The sequence below is a fragment of the Rugosimonospora acidiphila genome, assembly GCF_039543385.1.
GTDB lineage: Bacteria > Actinomycetota > Actinomycetes > Mycobacteriales > Micromonosporaceae > Rugosimonospora > Rugosimonospora acidiphila.
Map to the genome: position 1 here is coordinate 139,855 of NZ_BAABJQ010000003.1, position 18,305 is coordinate 158,159.

General features: G+C 68.9%; 11 protein-coding genes and 2 pseudogenes. 9 read left to right on the forward strand and 4 right to left on the reverse strand.

What is annotated here, in order from left to right; genetic code table 11:
* Position 1 precedes the first annotated feature (1 nt).
* Positions 2-322, reverse strand: coding sequence for an alpha/beta hydrolase (locus ABEA87_RS05920; RefSeq protein ID WP_345626796.1), 321 nt, complete (start codon positions 320-322; stop codon positions 2-4).
* A gap of 207 nt (positions 323-529) precedes the next feature.
* On the opposite strand from ABEA87_RS05920, the gene ABEA87_RS05925 reads away from it, so the two are divergent.
* The 6 genes and pseudogenes from ABEA87_RS05925 to treZ all read left to right on the forward strand — a co-directional run bounded on the left by ABEA87_RS05925 (position 530) and on the right by treZ (position 8,574).
* Positions 530-931 (forward strand): YciI family protein, encoded by a 402-nt coding sequence (locus ABEA87_RS05925; RefSeq protein WP_345626798.1) that lies wholly within the window; start codon positions 530-532, stop codon positions 929-931.
* The gene (locus ABEA87_RS05930; RefSeq protein ID WP_345627351.1) at positions 886-2,148 is read left to right on the forward strand and encodes an RNA polymerase sigma factor; all 1,263 of its coding nucleotides are present in this window, start codon (positions 886-888) and stop codon (positions 2,146-2,148) included. Before ABEA87_RS05925 ends, ABEA87_RS05930 begins: the two co-directional genes overlap by 46 nt.
* A 24-nt stretch (positions 2,149-2,172) precedes the next feature.
* Positions 2,173-2,358 (forward strand): annotated as a pseudogene (locus ABEA87_RS05935) (DUF1360 domain-containing protein); the annotation flags it as partial.
* A 133-nt stretch (positions 2,359-2,491) separates the two neighbouring features.
* Complete coding sequence (gene glgX, locus ABEA87_RS05940) at positions 2,492-4,612, forward strand: glycogen debranching protein GlgX (protein ID WP_345626800.1); 2,121 nt, start codon at positions 2,492-2,494, stop codon at positions 4,610-4,612.
* Positions 4,613-6,847: a malto-oligosyltrehalose synthase gene (gene treY, locus ABEA87_RS05945; RefSeq protein WP_345626802.1), complete on the forward strand. Its 2,235-nt coding sequence runs from the start codon at positions 4,613-4,615 to the stop codon at positions 6,845-6,847.
* Positions 6,844-8,574 carry a malto-oligosyltrehalose trehalohydrolase gene (gene treZ, locus ABEA87_RS05950; protein WP_345626803.1) on the forward strand — a complete coding sequence of 577 codons (1,731 nt, stop codon included), beginning with the start codon at positions 6,844-6,846 and terminating at the stop codon, positions 8,572-8,574. The genes treY and treZ overlap by 4 nt, the downstream gene beginning before the upstream one ends.
* Positions 8,575-8,643: 69 nt before the next feature.
* On the opposite strand, the gene ABEA87_RS05955 is transcribed toward treZ, so the two are convergent.
* Positions 8,644-8,958, reverse strand: a complete 315-nt coding sequence (locus ABEA87_RS05955; protein ID WP_345626804.1) for an STAS domain-containing protein — start codon at positions 8,956-8,958, stop codon at positions 8,644-8,646.
* Positions 8,959-9,141: 183 nt separating this feature from the next.
* On the opposite strand from ABEA87_RS05955, the pseudogene ABEA87_RS42560 reads away from it, so the two are divergent.
* Positions 9,142-9,600, forward strand: a pseudogene (locus ABEA87_RS42560) (class I SAM-dependent methyltransferase); the annotation flags it as partial.
* Here ABEA87_RS42560 and ABEA87_RS05960 read toward each other — a convergent pair.
* Positions 9,515-10,633, reverse strand: a complete 1,119-nt coding sequence (locus ABEA87_RS05960) for a COG1470 family protein (protein ID WP_345626806.1) — start codon at positions 10,631-10,633, stop codon at positions 9,515-9,517. The pseudogene ABEA87_RS42560 and the gene ABEA87_RS05960 sit on opposite strands and share 86 nt — an antisense overlap.
* A 276-nt stretch (positions 10,634-10,909) precedes the next feature.
* Here ABEA87_RS05960 and ABEA87_RS05965 point away from each other — a divergent pair, with 276 nt between their 5' ends.
* Positions 10,910-12,697: an FG-GAP-like repeat-containing protein gene (locus ABEA87_RS05965; protein ID WP_345626808.1), complete on the forward strand. Its 1,788-nt coding sequence runs from the start codon at positions 10,910-10,912 to the stop codon at positions 12,695-12,697.
* A 99-nt stretch (positions 12,698-12,796) separates the two neighbouring features.
* On the opposite strand, the gene ABEA87_RS05970 is transcribed toward ABEA87_RS05965, so the two are convergent.
* Complete coding sequence (locus ABEA87_RS05970; protein ID WP_345626810.1) at positions 12,797-15,145, reverse strand: low temperature requirement protein A; 2,349 nt, start codon at positions 15,143-15,145, stop codon at positions 12,797-12,799.
* 983 nt (positions 15,146-16,128) lie between these two features.
* Between ABEA87_RS05970 and ABEA87_RS05975 the strand changes: the two genes are divergently transcribed.
* Entirely contained in the window at positions 16,129-18,294 is a 2,166-nt protein-coding gene (locus tag ABEA87_RS05975) for an alkaline phosphatase family protein (protein WP_345626812.1), read from the forward strand.
* Positions 18,295-18,305 lie beyond the last annotated feature (11 nt).

Consider the following 18,305-nt stretch of genomic DNA (forward strand, 5'->3'; position numbering starts at 1 on the left):
TCTAAACCGGGGTATCACCCGAGAGAGTACCCTGAGGTGATAGTTCCGGGGTTTCTCCGGGGAAACCCTCATCTCGGCTACTTTCTTTGCTGGTGGCACGATCGCAGCCCGGCCAGGCGGCGCAGAAAGGGGTCGAAAAGCGGCCGGCCACCGGCACCCGGTATCCGGACTTTGCCAGCAGGGGCGCTACCTCGACGTAGCTGTGAATGTCGTACGGGTATCCGTGCAGGAGGATGATCGGCTGTCCGTCGGCGGGTCCTGCCTCGTGGTAGGCCACCCCGAGCACGTCGGTGATGACACGCCGAACCGGTAGGTTCGTCATTCTGCCTCCTCCCGGCTTGTCTCGTGTTGGATGGAATCTCCGGCGACGCTGCCGAAAGACCTTCTCCTGGGTGGGAGTTACGCCGCGCGGGGCGGGGCGCCGCTTGGTCGGAGCCTGACCCAGCTCGAGTCAGGTGGAGCCGCCTTTGCCGGGTGGGAAAATTTTCTTGAGTTCCCGTCCTTTCCGGTTTGATTCGAACGACTACCAGTGAAGTCGGTGGTGGACGCCGACGGACAGGAAAGGTGGATCATGAAGTATCTGTTGCTGCTGCACTCGCCGAGCGGGGCGCCCGTGGATCAGGCGAGTCAGGAGTACGCGGACACATTCGCGGCCTACGCCGAGGCGAATGCGGCGATGGCGGCCGCGGGAGTGCTGTTGGACTGCGCGCCGCTGCAGCCGGTCGCGTCCGCGACCACGGTTCGGGTGCGTGGGGGCCGTACCTTGGTTACGGACGGTCCGGCCGCGGAGATCAAGGAGCAGGTCGGTGGCTATACGCTGCTGGAGTGTGCCGATCTTGATGAGGCGTTGAAGTGGGCGTCGACGATCCCCGCGGCGTCGAGCGGTTGGGTGGAGATTCGTCCGGTTGTTCCCGTGTCGATGCCGGCCTGATCGAGCAGCATTTCCGCGCCCACTGGTGGCCGGCGGTGGCGAGCGTGACCCGCTTGGTGGGTGACCTCGCCACCGCCGAGGACGCGGTGCAGGAGGCGTACCTGGCCGCGGCCGTGCAGTGGCCGGCGCAGGGGGCGCCAGCCAACCCGCGGGCCTGGTTGATCGGTGTGGCACGGCACAAGGCGTTGGACACGATTCGACGTGACGTGCGCCGCCGCGAGAAGGAGTCCGCCGCGGCCATAACCGTGGGGCCGGCGCCTGGCAGCTCGTCGTCGGCCGACCCGATGACGGACCATGACCAACTCGGGCTCATCTTCATGTGCGCTCACCCGGCCCTGGACCTGCCGAGTCAGGTGGCGCTGACGCTGCGGTCGCTGTGCGGGCTGTCCAGTACGGAGATCGCGGCGCTGTTCCTGGTGCCCGAGGCGACCATGGCCAAGCGGTTGACCCGGGCCAAACGCAAGATTCGCGATACCGGTATCCGGCTGCGGGTACCCGAGCCGGAGTTGCTGGGTGAGCGCCTGGCAGGAGTCTTGCGCGTCATCTACCTCGTCTTCACCGAGGGACACAAGGCCAGCACCGGGACCCAGCTGGTGCGCGGACAACTCTGTGACCTGGGCATCGACCTGGCCCGGGGCCTGGCCCGCCTGCTGCCGGCCGAACCGGAAGTCGCCGGCCTGGTCGCGCTCCTGCTGCTTGTCGACGCGAGGCGAGTTGCCCGCACCGACGACGTCGGACGCCTGGTGCTGCTCGAGGACCAGGACCGTACGCGGTGGAACAAGAACATGATCCGTGAGGGGGAGCGGCTGCTGGAACAGGCCCTGCGCAGCGGGCGGCCCGGACCCTACCAACTCCACGCCGCCATCGCCGCTTGTCACTCCACGGCCCCTCGCGCTGAGGACACGGACTGGCGGCAGATCGTACTGCTCTACGGAGAACTGCTGCGCTACGAGCCCAATCCCGTCGTGGAGGCCAACCGGGCGATCGCCGTCGCGATGAGCGACAACCCCTCCACCGGACTGGAAATCCTCGACAGGCTGCGCGGCCACCCGCAGTTGCGCGACTGGCCGCACCTGCACATCGCCCGAGCTGATCTGCTGCGCCGACTCGCCCGCGCTCCCGAAGCGATCGACGCCTACCGGACCGCGTTGCGACTTCCGCTGACGGCCGCCGAGCAGACCTTCGTCACCGAGCGGATCAACCAACTCGCCGGCTGAAGCGCCCCCGATCACGGTCGCGCCCGCCATGCCCTGGGTGAGCTGCTGACCTGTCCGTTCTGCACGGCGGTGTGGGTGGCCAGCGGTCTGGCGGCCGGGTTGGTGCTCGCGCCGAGGCTGACCCGGTTCGCGATGGGCGTTGCCAGCGCCGTCGCGGGCGCCGACTTCCTACACTTCGGGTACGACGCGGCCAAGCGGCTGGCCGGTTAGGCATCATCGGAAACCGCGGCAACACCGGTGACGAGGGGGAGTTCGGCCGCGGTCGTACCAACCGCCGAGGGCGGGATTAGTTTGCGCCCCGGACGGGCACTTGCTTGGCCCAGAGCACGGGACTGGAGCTGAGATGGAGTTGTGGCCGGGGCAGCGGTCTCCGCTGGGTGCGACCTACGACGGAACGGGTACGAACTTCGCGATTTTCTCCGAGGCGGCCGAGGGTGTGGAGCTGTGCCTGTTCGACGAGGACGGTGGTGAGCGGCGCCACGAGCTGTATGAGGTGGATGCGTTCGTCTGGCACGGATTCCTGCCCGCGGTCGGGCCCGGGCAGCGGTACGGGTTCCGGGTGCACGGGCCGTACGTTCCGGGGCGAGGGCTGCGCTGCAACCCGAACAAGCTGCTGATCGACCCGTACGCCAGGGCGATCGACGGGGACGTGCGCTGGGACCGTGCCCTGTACGGCTACGACTGGGACGCCCCGGATCGGATGTCGACCGACGATTCGGCGCCGTTCCTGCCCAAGAGCGTGGTCGTCAACCCGTACTTCGACTGGGCCGACGACCGGCGCCCCAACACCCCCTACCACCACTCGGTCATCTACGAGGCGCACGTCAAGGGGCTGACCATGCGCCACCCGGGCATCCCGCCGAATCTGCGCGGCACCTACGCGGGCATCGGCCACCCGGCGATGGTGGACCATCTGCGACGGCTGGGGGTCACCGCGATCGAGCTGATGCCGGTGCACCACTTCGTTCACGACGAGCGGCTGGTCAAGCTGGGCCTGTCCAACTACTGGGGCTACAACACCATCGGCTTCTTCGCGCCGTACTCGGGCTACGCGGCCCAGGCCCAACCCGGCCAGCAGGTCCAGGAGTTCCGTTCGATGGTGCGGGCGCTGCACGCGGCCGGCATCGAGGTATTGCTGGATGTGGTCTACAACCACACCGCCGAGGGTAACCACCTGGGTGCCACGCTGAGCCTGCGCGGCATCGACAATCGGCAGTACTACCGGTTGGTCGCGGAGGACCCGAGCCAGTACTACGACACGACGGGCTGTGGCAACAGCGTCAACGCGGGCAGCCCGCAGACGCTTCAGCTGATCATGGACTCGTTGCGGTACTGGGTGCAGGAGATGCACGTCGACGGGTTCCGGTTCGATCTGGCCGCCAGCCTGGCACGCGACTTCTACGAGGTGGATCGGCTGGCCACGTTCTTCGAGGTGGTGCAGCAGGATCCGGTGATCAGCGAGGTGAAGCTGATCGCGGAGCCGTGGGATCTGGGGCCCGGCGGGTACCAGGTGGGTAACTTCCCGCCGCTGTGGACGGAGTGGAACGGCCGGTACCGGGACACGGTGCGCGACTTCTGGCGCGGCGAACCGTCGACTCTGGCCGAGTTCGCCAGCCGGATCTGCGGCTCCGCCGACCTCTACCAGGATGACGGACGCCGCCCCATGGCCAGCATCAACTTCGTCACGGCGCACGACGGGTTCACCCTGTCGGATCTGGTCTCCTTCAACGAGAAGCACAATGAGGCCAACGGCGAGGACAACCGGGACGGTGAGAGTTACAACCGGTCGTGGAACTGCGGTGCGGAGGGGCCTACCGACGACGGCGGCGTGCTGGCGCTGCGGGCCTTGCAGCGACGCAACTTTCTGGCCACCCTGCTGCTGTCCCAGGGCGTACCGATGATCGCTCATGGCGATGAGCTGGGCCGCACGCAGCACGGCAACAACAACGCCTACTGCCAGGACAGCGAACTGTCCTGGATGGACTGGGACGGCGCCGACGAGCCGCTGCTGGAGTTCACCCGCCGCCTGATCGAGCTGCGCGGCGGTCATCGGGTGTTCCAACGGCGCCGTTTCTTCACCGGCCTACCGGCGCGCCGCGCCGAGGGCACACCGCTGCCGGACATGGAATGGTTCACCTTCGACGCTCGGCTGATGACCGAGGAGGACTGGCACGTCGATTTCGGCCGGTCGATCGGGCTGTTCCTCAACGGCGAGGGCATCTCCGACCGCAGCCCGATCGGTGAGCGCTACGCCGACGACTCGTTCCTGCTGCTGTTCAACGGCTCGGAGATCATGCTGGAGTTCGTGCTGCCGCCCGCCGAGTACGGCGACAAGTGGCAGGTGGTCATCGACACGACGCAGCCCACCGGCCAGGCCTCGGGCGGCGAAACGGTCACCGTTGCCGCCGGCGCACGCATCCCGGTGGCGCAGCGGTCGCTGATCGTGCTGAGCCGGGTGGTCTAGGTGGTACCGGCGAGCACCTACCGGCTGCAGATCCGGCCGGACCTCGACCTCACGGCGGCCGCCGAGCTGGTGGACTACCTGGCCGCGCTGGGCGTCACGCACCTCTACAGCGCGCCGCTGCTGGGCGCCGCACCCGGCTCGGCGCATGGCTACGACGTCGTCGATCCGACCCGGATCAACCCGCAGCTCGGTGGCCCGCGGGCCCTCGACCGGCTGGTCCAACGGCTGCGGGCCGCCGGGATGGGGCTGGTGCTCGACATCGTGCCCAACCATCTGGGAGTGGCCGTGCCCGAGGCCAACCCGGCCTGGTGGAGCGTGTTGCGCGAGGGCCGCGACTCGCCGTACGCGGCGTGGTTCGACATCGACTGGGACCGGCCGCTGATCCTGCCGGTACTCGGCGACGAGCCCGACGCCCTGGATGCCCTGCGAGTGATCGGCGACGAACTGCGCTACCACGACCACCGGTACCCGCTGGCGCCGGGCACCGGTGGCGGCGACCCGCGGCAGGTGCATGAACGGCAGCACTACCGGCTGGTCAACTGGCGGCGCGGCAACAGCGAACTGAACTACCGGCGGTTCTTCGCCGTCTCCGAGCTGGCCGCGGTGCGGGTCGAGGACCCGGCGGTGTTCGACGCCACGCACGCGGAGATCCTGCGCTGGTATGCCGCCGGTGCGGTGGATGGCCTGCGCGTCGACCACCCGGACGGGCTGCGCGACCCCGCCGGATACCTGCGCCGGCTCGCCGAGCGCGCTCCGGACGCGTGGCTGCTGGTGGAGAAGATCCTGGGAGTCGGCGAACGGCTCCCGCTCGACTGGCCGGTGGCCGGCACCACCGGCTACGACGCGCTCGGCGAGGTGTCCGGCCTGTTCGTGGATCCGGCTGCGGAGGCGGACTTTCCGGCCGAACAGCCCTGGCAGCGGGCCGCGTACCTGGGCAAGCGCGAGGTCGCGACGACCCTGCTGGCCGCCGAGGTGGCCCGGATCGCCCGGTTGGCGCCCGAGGTACCGGATGCCGCCCCGGCGCTGGTCGAGCTGGCCGCCCGCTTCCCGGTCTACCGCTCGTACCTGCCGGCCGGTGCCGGGCGGCTGCGGGACGCTCGGGACGCGGCCGACCCGACGGTGCGCCCTGCCCTGGACGCGTTGTGGCCGCGGCTGTCCGATCCGGGCGACGAGCTCGCGCTGCGCTTTCAGCAGCTGACGGGTGCGGTGATGGCCAAGGGCGTGGAGGACACCGCCGGGTACCGGTGGAACCGGTTCGTCGCGCTGAACGAGGTCGGCGGCTCGCCGCAACGGTTCGGGATGACCGTCGAGGAGTTCCACCGGGCGGCCACCGCGCGGCAGGAGCACTGGCCGGCCACGATGACGACGCTGTCCACGCACGACACGAAGCGCTCGGAGGATGTCCGCGCCAGGCTGGCGGTGCTGTCGGAGATGCCCGCGCAGTGGCGCGCCCGGGTGGCCTCCTGGTCGGCGGCCGCGCCGCTGCCCGATCCGGACCTCGCCGACCTGCTGTGGCAGACCGTCGTCGGCGCCTGGCCGATCGAGCGCGAGCGACTGCGCGACTACGCCCGCAAGGCGGCCCGCGAGGCGGCCACACACACCCGGTGGGACGCCCCGCAGCCGGCGTTCGAGGACGCGGTACGGGCGCTGGTCGACGCCTGCTTCGACGACCCGGTACGGGCCGGCGAGGTGGCGGACTTCGCGGCCTCGATCGCTTCCGACGGGTGGAGCAACGCGCTGGGGCAGAAGCTGGTGCAGCTGACCATGCCCGGGGTGCCGGACACGTACCAGGGCACCGAGCTGTGGGACAACTCGCTGGTCGATCCCGACAACCGGCGCCCGGTGGACTTCGCCGCGCGCCGCACCCTGCTGACCCGGCTCGACGAGGGCTGGCTGCCGCCGGTGGACGGGACGGGCGCGGCGAAGCTGCTGCTGGTCAGCCGGGTGCTGCGGCTGCGGCGGGACCGACCGCAGCTGTTTTCCGGGTACCGGCCGGTGCGGGCGACGGGAGCCGCGGCCGGTCATGTGATCGCATTCGATCGGGGCGGGGTGGTGGCCGTCGCCACCCGGCTGCCCCGCACCCTGGGCGCCGCCGGTGGATGGGATGACACCACGCTCGCGCTGCACGGACCCCGGGTGACCGACATACTGACCGGGGGGTCGTTCGCGCCGCCACGGCTGCGCGTCGCCGACCTCCTGTCCACCTATCCCGTCGCACTTCTGGTGGAGACATGACCACATTCACCGTCTGGGCGCCGGACTCCGACCGGGTGCGGCTGAGTCTGGCCGGCTCGCCCCAGCCCATGACCAGGGGCGACGGCGGTTGGTGGCGCGCCGAGGTTGCGCACGCCGGGCCGGGCACCGATTACGCGTACCTGCTGGACGACGACGAATCCCCGCTGCCCGACCCGTGCTCACGATGGCAGCCGCAGGGCGTGCACGGGCCCAGCCGGCTCTACGATCACGGCGCGTTCGGCTGGACCGACCACGCGTGGACCGGCCGGCAGCTGCCCGGCGCCGTGCTCTACGAGCTGCACATCGGCACCTTCACGCCGGAAGGCACCTTCGACGCCGCGATCGGCCGGCTGGATCACCTCGTGGACCTCGGCGTCGACCTCGTGGAGCTGCTGCCGGTCAACGCGTTCAACGGCGAGCACAACTGGGGGTACGACGGTGTCTGCTGGTACGCGCCGCACGAACCCTACGGTGGCCCCGACGGCCTCAAACGGCTGATCGACGCGTGCCACCGGCGCGGTCTGGGGGTGGTCCTCGACGTCGTCTACAACCATTTCGGCCCTTCCGGGGCATACGCGCCGCGGTTCGGCCCGTACCTGGCCGCCAGCAGCAACACCTGGGGGCGTTCGCTCAACCTCGACGGACCCCACTCCGACGAGGTGCGCCGGTATGTGATCGACAGCGTGCTGATGTGGCTGCGTGACTACCACGTGGACGGCCTGCGGCTGGACGCGGTGCACGCGCTCGTCGATCATCGCGCCACGCACCTGCTGGAGGAGCTGGCCGTGGAGGTGGAGTCGCTGTCCACCCATCTGGGCCGACCGCTGTCGCTGATCGCCGAGTCCGACCTCAACGATCCGCGCCTGATCACCCCGCGGGAGGCGCACGGGTATGGACTGCACGCCCAGTGGGACGACGACGTGCACCATGCCCTGCACGCGCTGGTCACCGGGGAGCGGCAGGGCTACTACGGCGACTTCGGCTCCGTGGAATGCCTGTCCGACGTGTTGGGCTCCGCCTACTTCCACGCCGGAACCTGGTCGTCGTTCCGCGCCCGCACGCACGGCCGACCGGTCGACCGGCGGCGCTCCGCCGGGCACCGCTTCGTCGCGTATCTGCAGAACCACGACCAGGTCGGCAACCGGGCTGCCGGCGACCGGCTGTCCGCTTCGGTGCCCGATCCGCTGCTGCGGGTGGCCGCGACGCTGCTGATGACCAGCCCGTTCACTCCGATGCTGTTCATGGGTGAGGAGTGGGCGGCCGGCACGCCGTGGCAGTTTTTCACCAGCCACCCCGAGCCCGAGCTGGCCGCTGCCGTGGCCGGCGGCCGGCGGGCGGAGTTCGCCGGGCACGGCTGGGCAGACGTGGACGTGCCGGATCCGCAGGACCCGCAGACCTTCGCCCGTTCCAAGCTGGACTGGTCGGAGTTGGGTCGGCCATGCCACGCCGAGATGCTGGCGTTCTACCGGCGGCTGATCGCACTGCGCAAGGCGCACCCGGGCCTGTCGGACCCGCGGCTGGACCGGGTCGAGGTGCGCCACGGCGACCGGTTCCTGATGATCCGGCGTGGGGCGTACGTGGTGCTGGCCAACTTCGCCGAGCGCAACTGCCGCATCGGGCTGGACGCGTGGCCCCGCGAGGTACTGCTGGCCACCGGTCCGGAGTTGGTCCTGATCCGCAGCGCCGTCGAACTTGGGCCGCGGTCGGCGGCGGTCGTCCGCTGCTGACCGGCGAGCCGGGCCAGATCGGGCACGTCCGCCCCGCGGTCGACCCACCACCACAGGTGAACGGCGACCTCAGTCCGGGTCGTCGCCAGCAAGGTATGACCACACGCCGGAGACGTTCAGCACCCACCGGACGTGGTCGCGAGCGTTGACGACGCGGTACTCCAGAGCGTGAGCGTCTGCGAGATGCCGGCCGGCGATCAGGCTCCCGATCCCGGAGGAGTCGAGGAAGGTTACCCGGTCGAGGTCAACGATCACCGCCCGCGGGCGACCGCCTATCGCCCCGGCCACGGCAGTGCGTAGGCCGTTCACGGTCACCGTGGTGAGTTCCCCGGCGACCGTTACCCGGATCACGCTCGCCGCCTCCTCCGATACATCGATCGACATCGTCACTGACTTCTCTCCTTCACGCCCGGGTGCCGCCGTCCCTGTCCTCAGCGATGCATGGTCGACACCGCGCCGTCGCGATCATCGAATCGCGGTTGTCCGGCCCGCGCCGCCCGTCCGCCCGGAGTTTCCCATAGCCGGCCCATTTCATCTTGATCAGGTGGGGGCTGCCTTGCCAGGGCGGGGGCCTACCCGGTCGAGATCGACGTCTCGGAGAAGCAGCTCGCTACTGCTCGCACCATGCAGATAGAGTTCGGCATCGAATTCCCCCTTGTCCTGGGCATTGCTGAGGCAGTCCCCTACGAGGACGATGCGTTCGGCTTCGCGATCAGCGAGTACGGTGCCGCGTTGTGGTGCGATCCGTACCTGTGGATTCCCGAGGCCGCCCGGATTCTTGTTCCTGGCGGTTCCGACCGACTTCGCCCGGCAATGGCCCAGTCGGGAGATCTGGATGGCCCGGCTCGCAGGCTGACAGGGGCCGTCGAGGTCACCACGTCGGAACGGGCTGGATGCCTGGCTTGGGCTGGCCACGGCAGGCCGGAGGTCGGGGACGCTCTCACGGCGATTCGGAACCCTCGCCAGGGTCAGACGGTGCCGTGGGCGGCGCCGTGCCGCTGCGCATTTGCGCGCGAAGCGCCCTGACCGCAACCCTTTCCTGGCGTCGGCGGACCAGCCAGGATCGCCAACGCCGCCGGGTGAGCACCAGAGCGACGATGGCACCGACCACGACGACCGCCACGGAGCCCGTCGCGACCCAAGGGAAGAATGACAGCCGGACGGTGTTGCTCCGTACCACCCGTTTCGGACCGTTGGGTACCGTGGCCGTGATCTCCGCGGTGACGCCGCGTCGGCCGAGCCGCGGCAGGCCGGACAGCGTCCCTCTGAGGGTGGCGGTACCGCCGGGGATGACGTAGAGCCCCGCGGGTGCCAGGGTCACGGAGGACGGTTTGCCACCCGACACGCGCAGCTTGCCATCCATGGCGAACAGGACATTCCCCGTGTTGTGCACGGTGACGGTGAAGGTTTCGCCGGAGCCGGCGCGCCGGCTCTGCAGGGTGGACAGGCTCAACTCCAGGTCGGCCCTGCCAGGCACGGTGAGCTGGACCAGTCGAGCGATCCGGGTCTCCGTGCTCAGTCCGTTGTCGACATGGGCGCCACGAAGGGAAGTGACGAATGCTCCTACGTAGGTGCCCGGTGGCGTGCCCGGGGGCACGGCCAGCGAGAACCCGATCGTCGTCTGACCGTGCGCCGGGACTGTAACGGATGCCGGAGTGTGCAGCATGAGCCAGGCGCCGACCTGCGTCATGTGCTGTGTCTGCTGGGCTGGGGCGAGGCCGCCGCCCCGTGCCATCGACACGTCCGCGCCGTACACCTGGAAGGTGAGCGGCCCGGCGCTCTGGTTGTAGATGATTGCCGAATCGTCGACACGAGCGCCGGCCTTGAGCGAGTAGCTGAAGTGCCCGCCGGGCAACGTGGTCAGGCCGTAGAGCCCGGCTTGCACGCCGAAGGGCAGAGCCGGGGCAGACGAACTGCTCGGACTCGGGGTCGGGTCCTTGGCCCAGGCCGCCGGGCCGGGCAGGCCAGGTAGTAGCGCCAGCCCCATCGCGAGCGCAGCGCCGCACGCCGCCACGAACCGACGAACTCGGGCGGACCTGCGGATTAACACGATTCGCACCGGCATCCTGTACTGAAGGGTGTAATAGCATCAATGGAGCTACCGCGCGGAACCGGAGCTTAGCACGGAAAAATGGCGCGGCGATGCGGCGCCGACGCCGGACAACGGAGACGGCCGCCGTAATTATTTTCTGTATTGGCTTGGTCAGGATGAGCTGTTAGCGTTCTGTAGCAACACTGTTGCTACCAGATAGGGAAGCGGCCGATGGCCGTGTCCCTTAAACGCATTAGCGGAGGTTGGACAGTTGTGTTCACATCGCGTTAAGCGAGAAACGGAATGAGCCGGCGGGGTCGAATCGCGGGCGGCGTAGCGGCGTCGCTGGGCATGGTGGTGGCCGGGCTCGGACTCCCCACGGCGGCCTCGGCCGACGTCACCAACCCGCCCTTCGCCGCACAGGCGAGTTCCGTTGCCATGCAGGGCGATCTGCTCGACCACGACTCGGGATTTGTCGCGGTGGGGGATCTGAGCGGCAACGGTCCGCATGACGTGGCGGTGCTCGACGGTGCGGCGGGGGAGGTGGATGGCCTGATCAACGACGGTTCCGGTCACTTCACCGAGAAGAGGATCGGCTCGGTCGGTACGGTCGTCGACGCGATCGCGATCGGGGACCTCGGCGGCTCCGGCCCGGGCGAAGACATCGCGGTGCTCAACGAGGGGACCTCTTCGCCGACACCGCCCACCGGCAACCTGGTCATGCTCATTCGAGACGGATCGGGCGGGTACCGGACGGTACGCGTGCCTGTCGGGGCACGCCCCGACGCGTTGGCCATCGGCGATCTCAACGGTGACGGTCACAATGACGTCGCGGTCACCAACGCCGCCGGGGCGGGCGGGGTCCCCGATCCCGGCGACTCGGGCACGATCACCTTGGCCATGAACAACGGCGACGGCACGTTCGCGCCGACGACGATCGACTACGGCCACCTCGGCGACGCCTTCCAGGGCACCGGCCCCGCAGGTATCGCGATCGGCGACTTCCAGGGCAGCGGGCACAGGCGGGATCTCGCCGTGGTCAACGGCGACGAGACGCTCCAGCTCTACCTCCAGAACAGCGGGGACGCGGCGCAACCGACGTTCACCACCCCAGCGACGATCGACCCTGGGTTTGACGACATGTCGATCGCCGCCGGTGACCTCGGTGGCCCGGGCGCGGGTGACGACATCGCCATCGGCAACGGCGGCCCCGTCAAGTTCCGCGGCGTGACCGTTCTGCTCCATCAGCCGGACAACACCTTCACCAGGACGTTCCTCGCTGACGGCATCAACACCTCGCCGTTCGGAGCGAAGGTCGCCATCGGCAACCTCGGTGGGAGCGGGCGCCCAGGAATCGCGGTCACCAACCCCGCACAGAGCGACTACACCGGCAGCACCAGTGTCTTCCTGAAGAACTCTGACGGCAGTTGGCAGGAGACGACCGTCCCGGCGGTAGCTCCCGACAGCGGGCCGACGAGTGTCGCGTTTGGCACGATGACTAAATCCGGCGACCCGAACAAGCTCGACATCGTCGTCGGCATGGCGTTCTCCAACACGGTCGAGGTGATCAGCAACACCACGGCTGACGTCGGCAACTCCGCGGCGACGCAGAACACCACCGCCACGGTCACACGCGCTCCTGGCGTGCTGCAGCTGGAGGCGCTGCAACCGAACGTCACCTTCGGCAGCGTGCAGGCCGGCACGGCGACCGCGCCGGTTCCCGTCGGCGACCTGAGCTACACGAACACGCTGGACGGCTCGGCTCCGTGGTCGGTGACGGTCTCCGCGACGGACATGGTCGACGGTTCATCGACGCTGCCGTGGACGGCGCTGAGCTTTGACCCCGGCCGGGTGGACACCCCGGGCCACGATGCGACCGGGGTGATCACGCCGGGCACCGCCGGTACTTTCGGGTCCGGGACAGACACCACCCCCGGCACGACGCTCTCCCCGCCGCTCACCGTCGCGACCGGCTCCGGCACCACGCGGGGCCAGTTCACCCACAGCGACTCGACCATCACTTTGACGGTGCCGGCCAACGCGGCGGCCGGCTCGTACTCCGGGCTCCTCCAGTACACAATCATCAGCTGACCCTCCGGTATCCGGGCGGACGTGTGGTCCTCGCAGACCAGGCGCCCGCCCGGTTACGTGTCCGCTGGCACCTCGACGCGGGATGTCTGACCAGGGCGATCATCCCTCCCGCGTCACGGGCTCGAGCCAGCGCGGCAGCCTCCCGCCGGTACGCAGGTGATCCGTACCGACCACCCCGGTCAGCACGGCGACCGCGACGGCGCTGATGAACACGGGCGGTAGGAGGGTGGCCGGCGGCGTCACGGCGACCAGCACGACCAACCAGCCCAACCGGGTCCGCGACAGCGCGCCGACGAACGCGTACTCGAAAATCGTCCGGCCGATCAGGAACAGGGCGGGGCCGCCGAGGACGGCGCACACCCAGACGGTCGGCACGGGCCCGGTGGGCCGGGTGATGACAAGTCTGCCGCCCGCAGCCGTGGCCACCACGCCGGCGACCATCAGGAAGTGCGTGTAGGGCGTCACGCGGGGTCCCCTGCTCGGCTTCCGCTCGGATACCAGAACCGAGATGACCCCGCCCGAGTACGCGTAGATCTGCCACAGCAGCAGCATCACGGCGAACACCGCCAGGAGGGCGATGGCCCGGGCCAGATCGAACCTGATCCCGCTGAACGTCAACGCGGCCACCAGGACGAGCTGGCCGAGCGTCAAGATCATCACCTGCTGGTACCGCTCGGCGATATGCTCGCTCGTCCGGTCATACTGTTCGAGCGGCACCCGGCCGTACCTGGGGGTGGGGTAGCGGACGGCCGCGGAGAGAAGGTCGATCGCCAGGGCGCAGGCCCAGAGCACACCGCGTGCCGGGTTCCCGACCAGGACGCCGCCGATCCAGACGATCCCCGACAGCCCGAACCAGAAGAGGAACCGTCCCGCCCGAACCTGCGCCCGGTGACCGCGCAGCGCGCTGACCAGCAGGCCACCCCGTACGACGTGGATGCCCACGTACGCGCCCGCGAAGACCCAGGCATGCCTCGCGAACGCCGACGGAATCGCGATCGTCATCAGGACGGCACCGAGCATCGTGGCCGTGACGGCGGCCCGGATCGGCGTCTGCTGAGGGTTGTAGAAGTCCGTGAGCAACGTGGTGATCGACCAGGTCCACCAGATCGCCAGCAGCAGCACCAGGGTCTGGCCCGCGCCGCTCCAGGTGGCGTGGTCCGCGAGTCGGATCGACAGCAGCGCGAACGCGGCCACGTAGACAAGGTCGAAGATCAGTTCCAGCAGCGTCGCCCGCGTCGGCGTACGGCGATCACGAAGCAACCGATCCGCGTCGGCACCTGTCACCGACCAGCCGCGCTCCTGCGGCGGGTGGCGGCGCCGCCACGGCAGCCGCCAACCGGATCGCAGTCCTTCCGTCAGGTCGATGCCCAGCACGACGGCGGTGGCAACCAGGGTCACGAACACGGGCGGCGGCAGGACCATCGCCGGACTCACCGCGAGCAGCGCGATAAACCCGCCCACTTTCATTCTCGACATCGTGGCGAGCACCAGGTATTCGAAGATCGTTCGGCTCAATATGAACAGCGCCGGGCCGCCGAGAATCATCAGCACCCAGCTGCCCGGCGTGGCCCCGATTGGCCGCCTCACGACGAGTTCGACGCCGGCGGTCGTGATGACCGCGCCGGCCACCATGCCGAAGTGGGTGTAGGGCGCCAGACGGGGGCCGCGCCCCGAACGCGGCCCCGCCGCCGCCACCGAGACCGCGGCCGTCGTGTGTACGAAAAGCCGCCACAGCAGCAGCGCGATGACGAATGCCACCAGGAACACGGCGAGTCGCACCAGGTCGAACCTGGTGCCCCTGAGCCTCAACGCCGGCGCCAGAATGAGATCGCCGATCGCCAGGATGACTATCTGCCGGTACCGCTCGACGAAATGCTCACCCGCCTTTTCGTAGTGCCCGGTTGGTATCCGACCGGGCCGGGGTAAGGGCGTGGGGTATCGTGCCGCCGCGGCGCCGCAGTCGACCGCCGCCGCGGCGGCCCACACCACGAGCCGGGTCGGAGCGTCGACGAAGACGCCGGCGATCCACCCGATCCCGGAGACCAGGAACCAGAACAGGAACCGCGCCGCCCGCGCCCGTGCGTGTGCCTGCTCCGCGTAGCGCAGTGCGCTGATCAGCAGGATCCCCTTGACGACGTGAATGCCCACGTACGCACCCGCGAAGATCCCGGCGTGGTTCGCGAACGCGGACGGTGCCGCGACCGCCATCAGGATCACGCCGAGCATCGTGACCGTGATGATGGCCTGGATCGTCATCCGCTCGGGGTTGTAGAAGTTGGTGAGCAGCACGGTGGATGACCAGGTCCACCAGACCGCCAGGAGCACGACCAGAGTCTGGGCCGCCGCTATCCAGGTGACGTGCGTGGCGAGTCGCGTCGATATCAACGCGAAGGCGGCCACGTAGACGACGTCGTAGAGGAGTTCCAGGAGGCTTACCCGCTTGGGCACGTCGGATCGACGGAGCAACTGAGGCGGATCCGCAGTTGCCATCGATCCGCCGCCCCCCGTCGCGCTCGGCGGCCGTACGAGAACCGGAGCGCCCCTCGCGACAGGCGAGCAGACGACCCGTTGCCCTCGACGTTAAGCAGAATGAGCGGTCGCCGTACCCGAAACAGCGCAGTGCCGCTCTGGCGGGTGATCCCGAACCTCTGCTGATCACGGGGGTGGGGGAGGGGTGCGGGTCGCGGTCGCTCGGTTGGATCGGGCGGGCGACCACTGTCGTGCGGAAGCCTCGCGGCGTATCAGGTGCCGCCGCGTCCGGCACGGTCACCCGGCGGAGGCTCACCGCTGACGGCTGCGGCCGCGCGGGCCGGGGCCCCTTCGCTCACGAGCGAGCCGCGTCGCGGTTACCCTCAGCGACCGTTTTCCCGGACGCGGACGTGCACGCTTGATTTTCCCCGCTTCGGCGGAGAGCGGGGATTGCCTTTAGTTCAGCCCGGTGATGCGGCGCATGGCCCACGACTCGCCCGCTATGCGGCCCACGCGGTGCATCTCATGAATCACCCGGTGGCGGGGCTGCGGGAGATGGCGAGGATCGCACGCCGCGAGGGTCCGGTCGCCGCGTGCGCGGACGTTCAGGGCGCGGGATGCCCAGCGGCGCCGGGGACGTTTACCGGGCGTTATCGATCTTGCCGCAGAGGCGTCGGTGAACGGGCGTTCTTCCGACGCCAACAGTTCGTCGGACCCAGACATTCTTGTTTGTGAGATCACCGAATAAGTGATCGATGCATCTCGTGTTCAGGTTCGATTCTCAGGAGCATCGATGGGCACAGAGGCTGATTTCCTCAGCTCGCGGAATCCCGGCGTCACGCCGCCTGAAACCGCGTAGTGCCCATACGAATCAATGCCCCGCCATTCGGCGCGGGCGGCATGGCAATGCCGCAGCCACCTGGGGCAACAATCTCTCCCACCCTTTCGAGGAGCCCAGCACCATGGCCAACGAGCCGAGCCACGTCACTCCCGATCGGTACGATCAGGTCCGCGAGCGGATCGTGCCGGATTCAATTCTCAACTCTGGGCTCTCGCGTCGCGGGATGCTCAAGGCGCTTGGCATGATGGGCGGCCTCGCAGCGGTTGGCGGTGGCACCGCGGCGTGCGCGCCGGTGGAGTACGTGCTGCCCACCGGGTTCGCGGGCACGATGGCTGATCTGAAACACGTCGTGATCCTCGTGCAGGAGAACCGCTCCTTGGACCAGTACTACGGCGCGCTACCCGGCGTGCGTGGCCTCGACGACAAGCAGGCGCTGAGGTTCCAGAACGGCACCACCGTCTTCCAGCAGCCGCACGGTACCTCGACGCTCAGCCCCCAGCACCAACTTTCGGTCAGCGGCATGTCCATCGGCAACGACCACGGGTACGGCACGGGTATCTCCGCCTGGAACAACGGCCTGTACAACAACTGGGTCGGCGCCAAGGGCACCTCCTGCATGATCTATATGACCGGGGAGGAGCTGCCCTACCAGTACTCGCTCGCGACCGCGTACACGATCTGCGACCAGAACTACTGCTCGGTGGCCGGCCCGACCACGCCCAACCGCCTCTACCATTGGACCGGCAGCTCCAACGGCGTCACCGACAACGGCGGCGAGTCCAACGGCCTGCGCGCGTGGGAGACCTTCCCCGAGAAACTGCAGGCCGCCGGTGTGACCTGGCGGAACTACGTCGACAACACCACGAACGGCAGCGAGTGGTACGGCGACTACACCGACAACCCCATCCGCGGCTTCGCCACCTTCACGTCGAGCGGCACCACCCCGACGGACCTCGCGAACCGGAACGACCCGGTGAAGAACGCCCCGGGCACCGGCCTCGTGTGGCGCGCGGCCTCGGAGCCGTACAAGGATCACGGCCTGCCCAACAACGACTCGGACGAGAACCTCGACGGCGTGCTCGACGACTTCATCGCCGCCTGCGAGCCGGGCGCGCAGTTCCCGCTGCCCGAGGTCTCGTGGATCGTCGCTCCGTACCTGTGGAGCGAGCACCCGGCAGCCAATCCCGAGCACGGCGCCCACTTCACCAACCGCGTCATCACGGCGCTCCAGAGCAACCCCGAGATCTGGAACCACACGCTGCTCGTCTTGGCGTTCGACGAGAACGACGGCACCTTCGACCACGCGCTGCCGCCGCGCCCCGAACCCGGTACCAAGGACGAGTTCACCAGCGGCGGCAAGCTGAACCCCGCGGGTACCCCGATCGGCTACGGCCCGCGCACCCCGCTGCTGCTGGTCTCGCCGTGGTCGCGTGGTGGCTGGGTGAACTCCGAGGTCTTCGACCATACGTCGATAATCCGGTTCCTCGAGGTGTGGACGGCGTCCCTCGGCAAGCCGGCCAAGAGCACCATGATCACAGACTGGCGCCGCACGATCAGCGGCGACCTCACGAGCGCGCTCGACTTCGCGCACCCGGTGCTCGACACCCCGTCGCTGCCCGACACCCGCGCCCTCATCGAGATCGCCGACAACGCACCGAGCGCGAACTTCAGCGAGACCTACACGGGCGAGAAGTGGGAGCTCGAAAGGCCGCTGAAGCACCGCCCATTGTCGTACCACCCGCACGGCACCTTCGTGGAGGACCGTGTCAACGGGACGGTGACGGCCAGGCTGAGCCTCGTCGGCGGACCGAAGGGGAAGGGTGTGAGCCTGCAGGTCTTCCCCGATGCTTACGCCCCCGCGTCCAACACGCCGCACACCGTGACGACCGCGGCACCTGCCGAGTACGCCTGGGACGCGAAGAGCTACGACGGCAGGTACGCCTTCACCGTGTACGGGCCGGATGGCTTCGTCCGCTCCCACGCCGGAACAGTGCTGCCCGCCGGCCAGAACAACGCAGGCGTGCCGCGCATCGACGTCGACCTCAACGCGGGTGCCAAACCGACGGTTACGATCAAACTGCACAACGACGGGATCGAGAACGTCGAGTACATCCTGGTCGCCAACGACTACGCCGGCGACCCACAGGCGATCCACGTCAAGCCGGGTGCGTCGACGACCGTGAAGTGGCCGACCTCCGAGGGCTACTACGACATCGTCATCACCGCTGACACCGGGACCGGCTGGCAGCACCGCTACGCCGGCCGAGTCGCTCAGCTCACGGCCTGACCACCTATGGA

Excerpts from the sequence above, each read along its gene's own strand:
- ABEA87_RS05920 (WP_345626796.1), bottom strand. The coding sequence starts at position 322 with ATGACGAACCTACCGGTTCGGCGTGTCATCACCGACGTGCTCGGGGTG.
- glgX (WP_345626800.1), top strand. The coding sequence starts at position 2,492 with ATGGAGTTGTGGCCGGGGCAGCGGTCTCCGCTGGGTGCGACCTACGAC.
- treZ (WP_345626803.1), top strand. The coding sequence starts at position 6,844 with ATGACCACATTCACCGTCTGGGCGCCGGACTCCGACCGGGTGCGGCTG.
- ABEA87_RS05955 (WP_345626804.1), bottom strand. The coding sequence starts at position 8,958 with ATGTCGATCGATGTATCGGAGGAGGCGGCGAGCGTGATCCGGGTAACG.
- ABEA87_RS05965 (WP_345626808.1), top strand. The coding sequence starts at position 10,910 with ATGAGCCGGCGGGGTCGAATCGCGGGCGGCGTAGCGGCGTCGCTGGGC.
- ABEA87_RS05975 (WP_345626812.1), top strand. The coding sequence starts at position 16,129 with ATGGCCAACGAGCCGAGCCACGTCACTCCCGATCGGTACGATCAGGTC.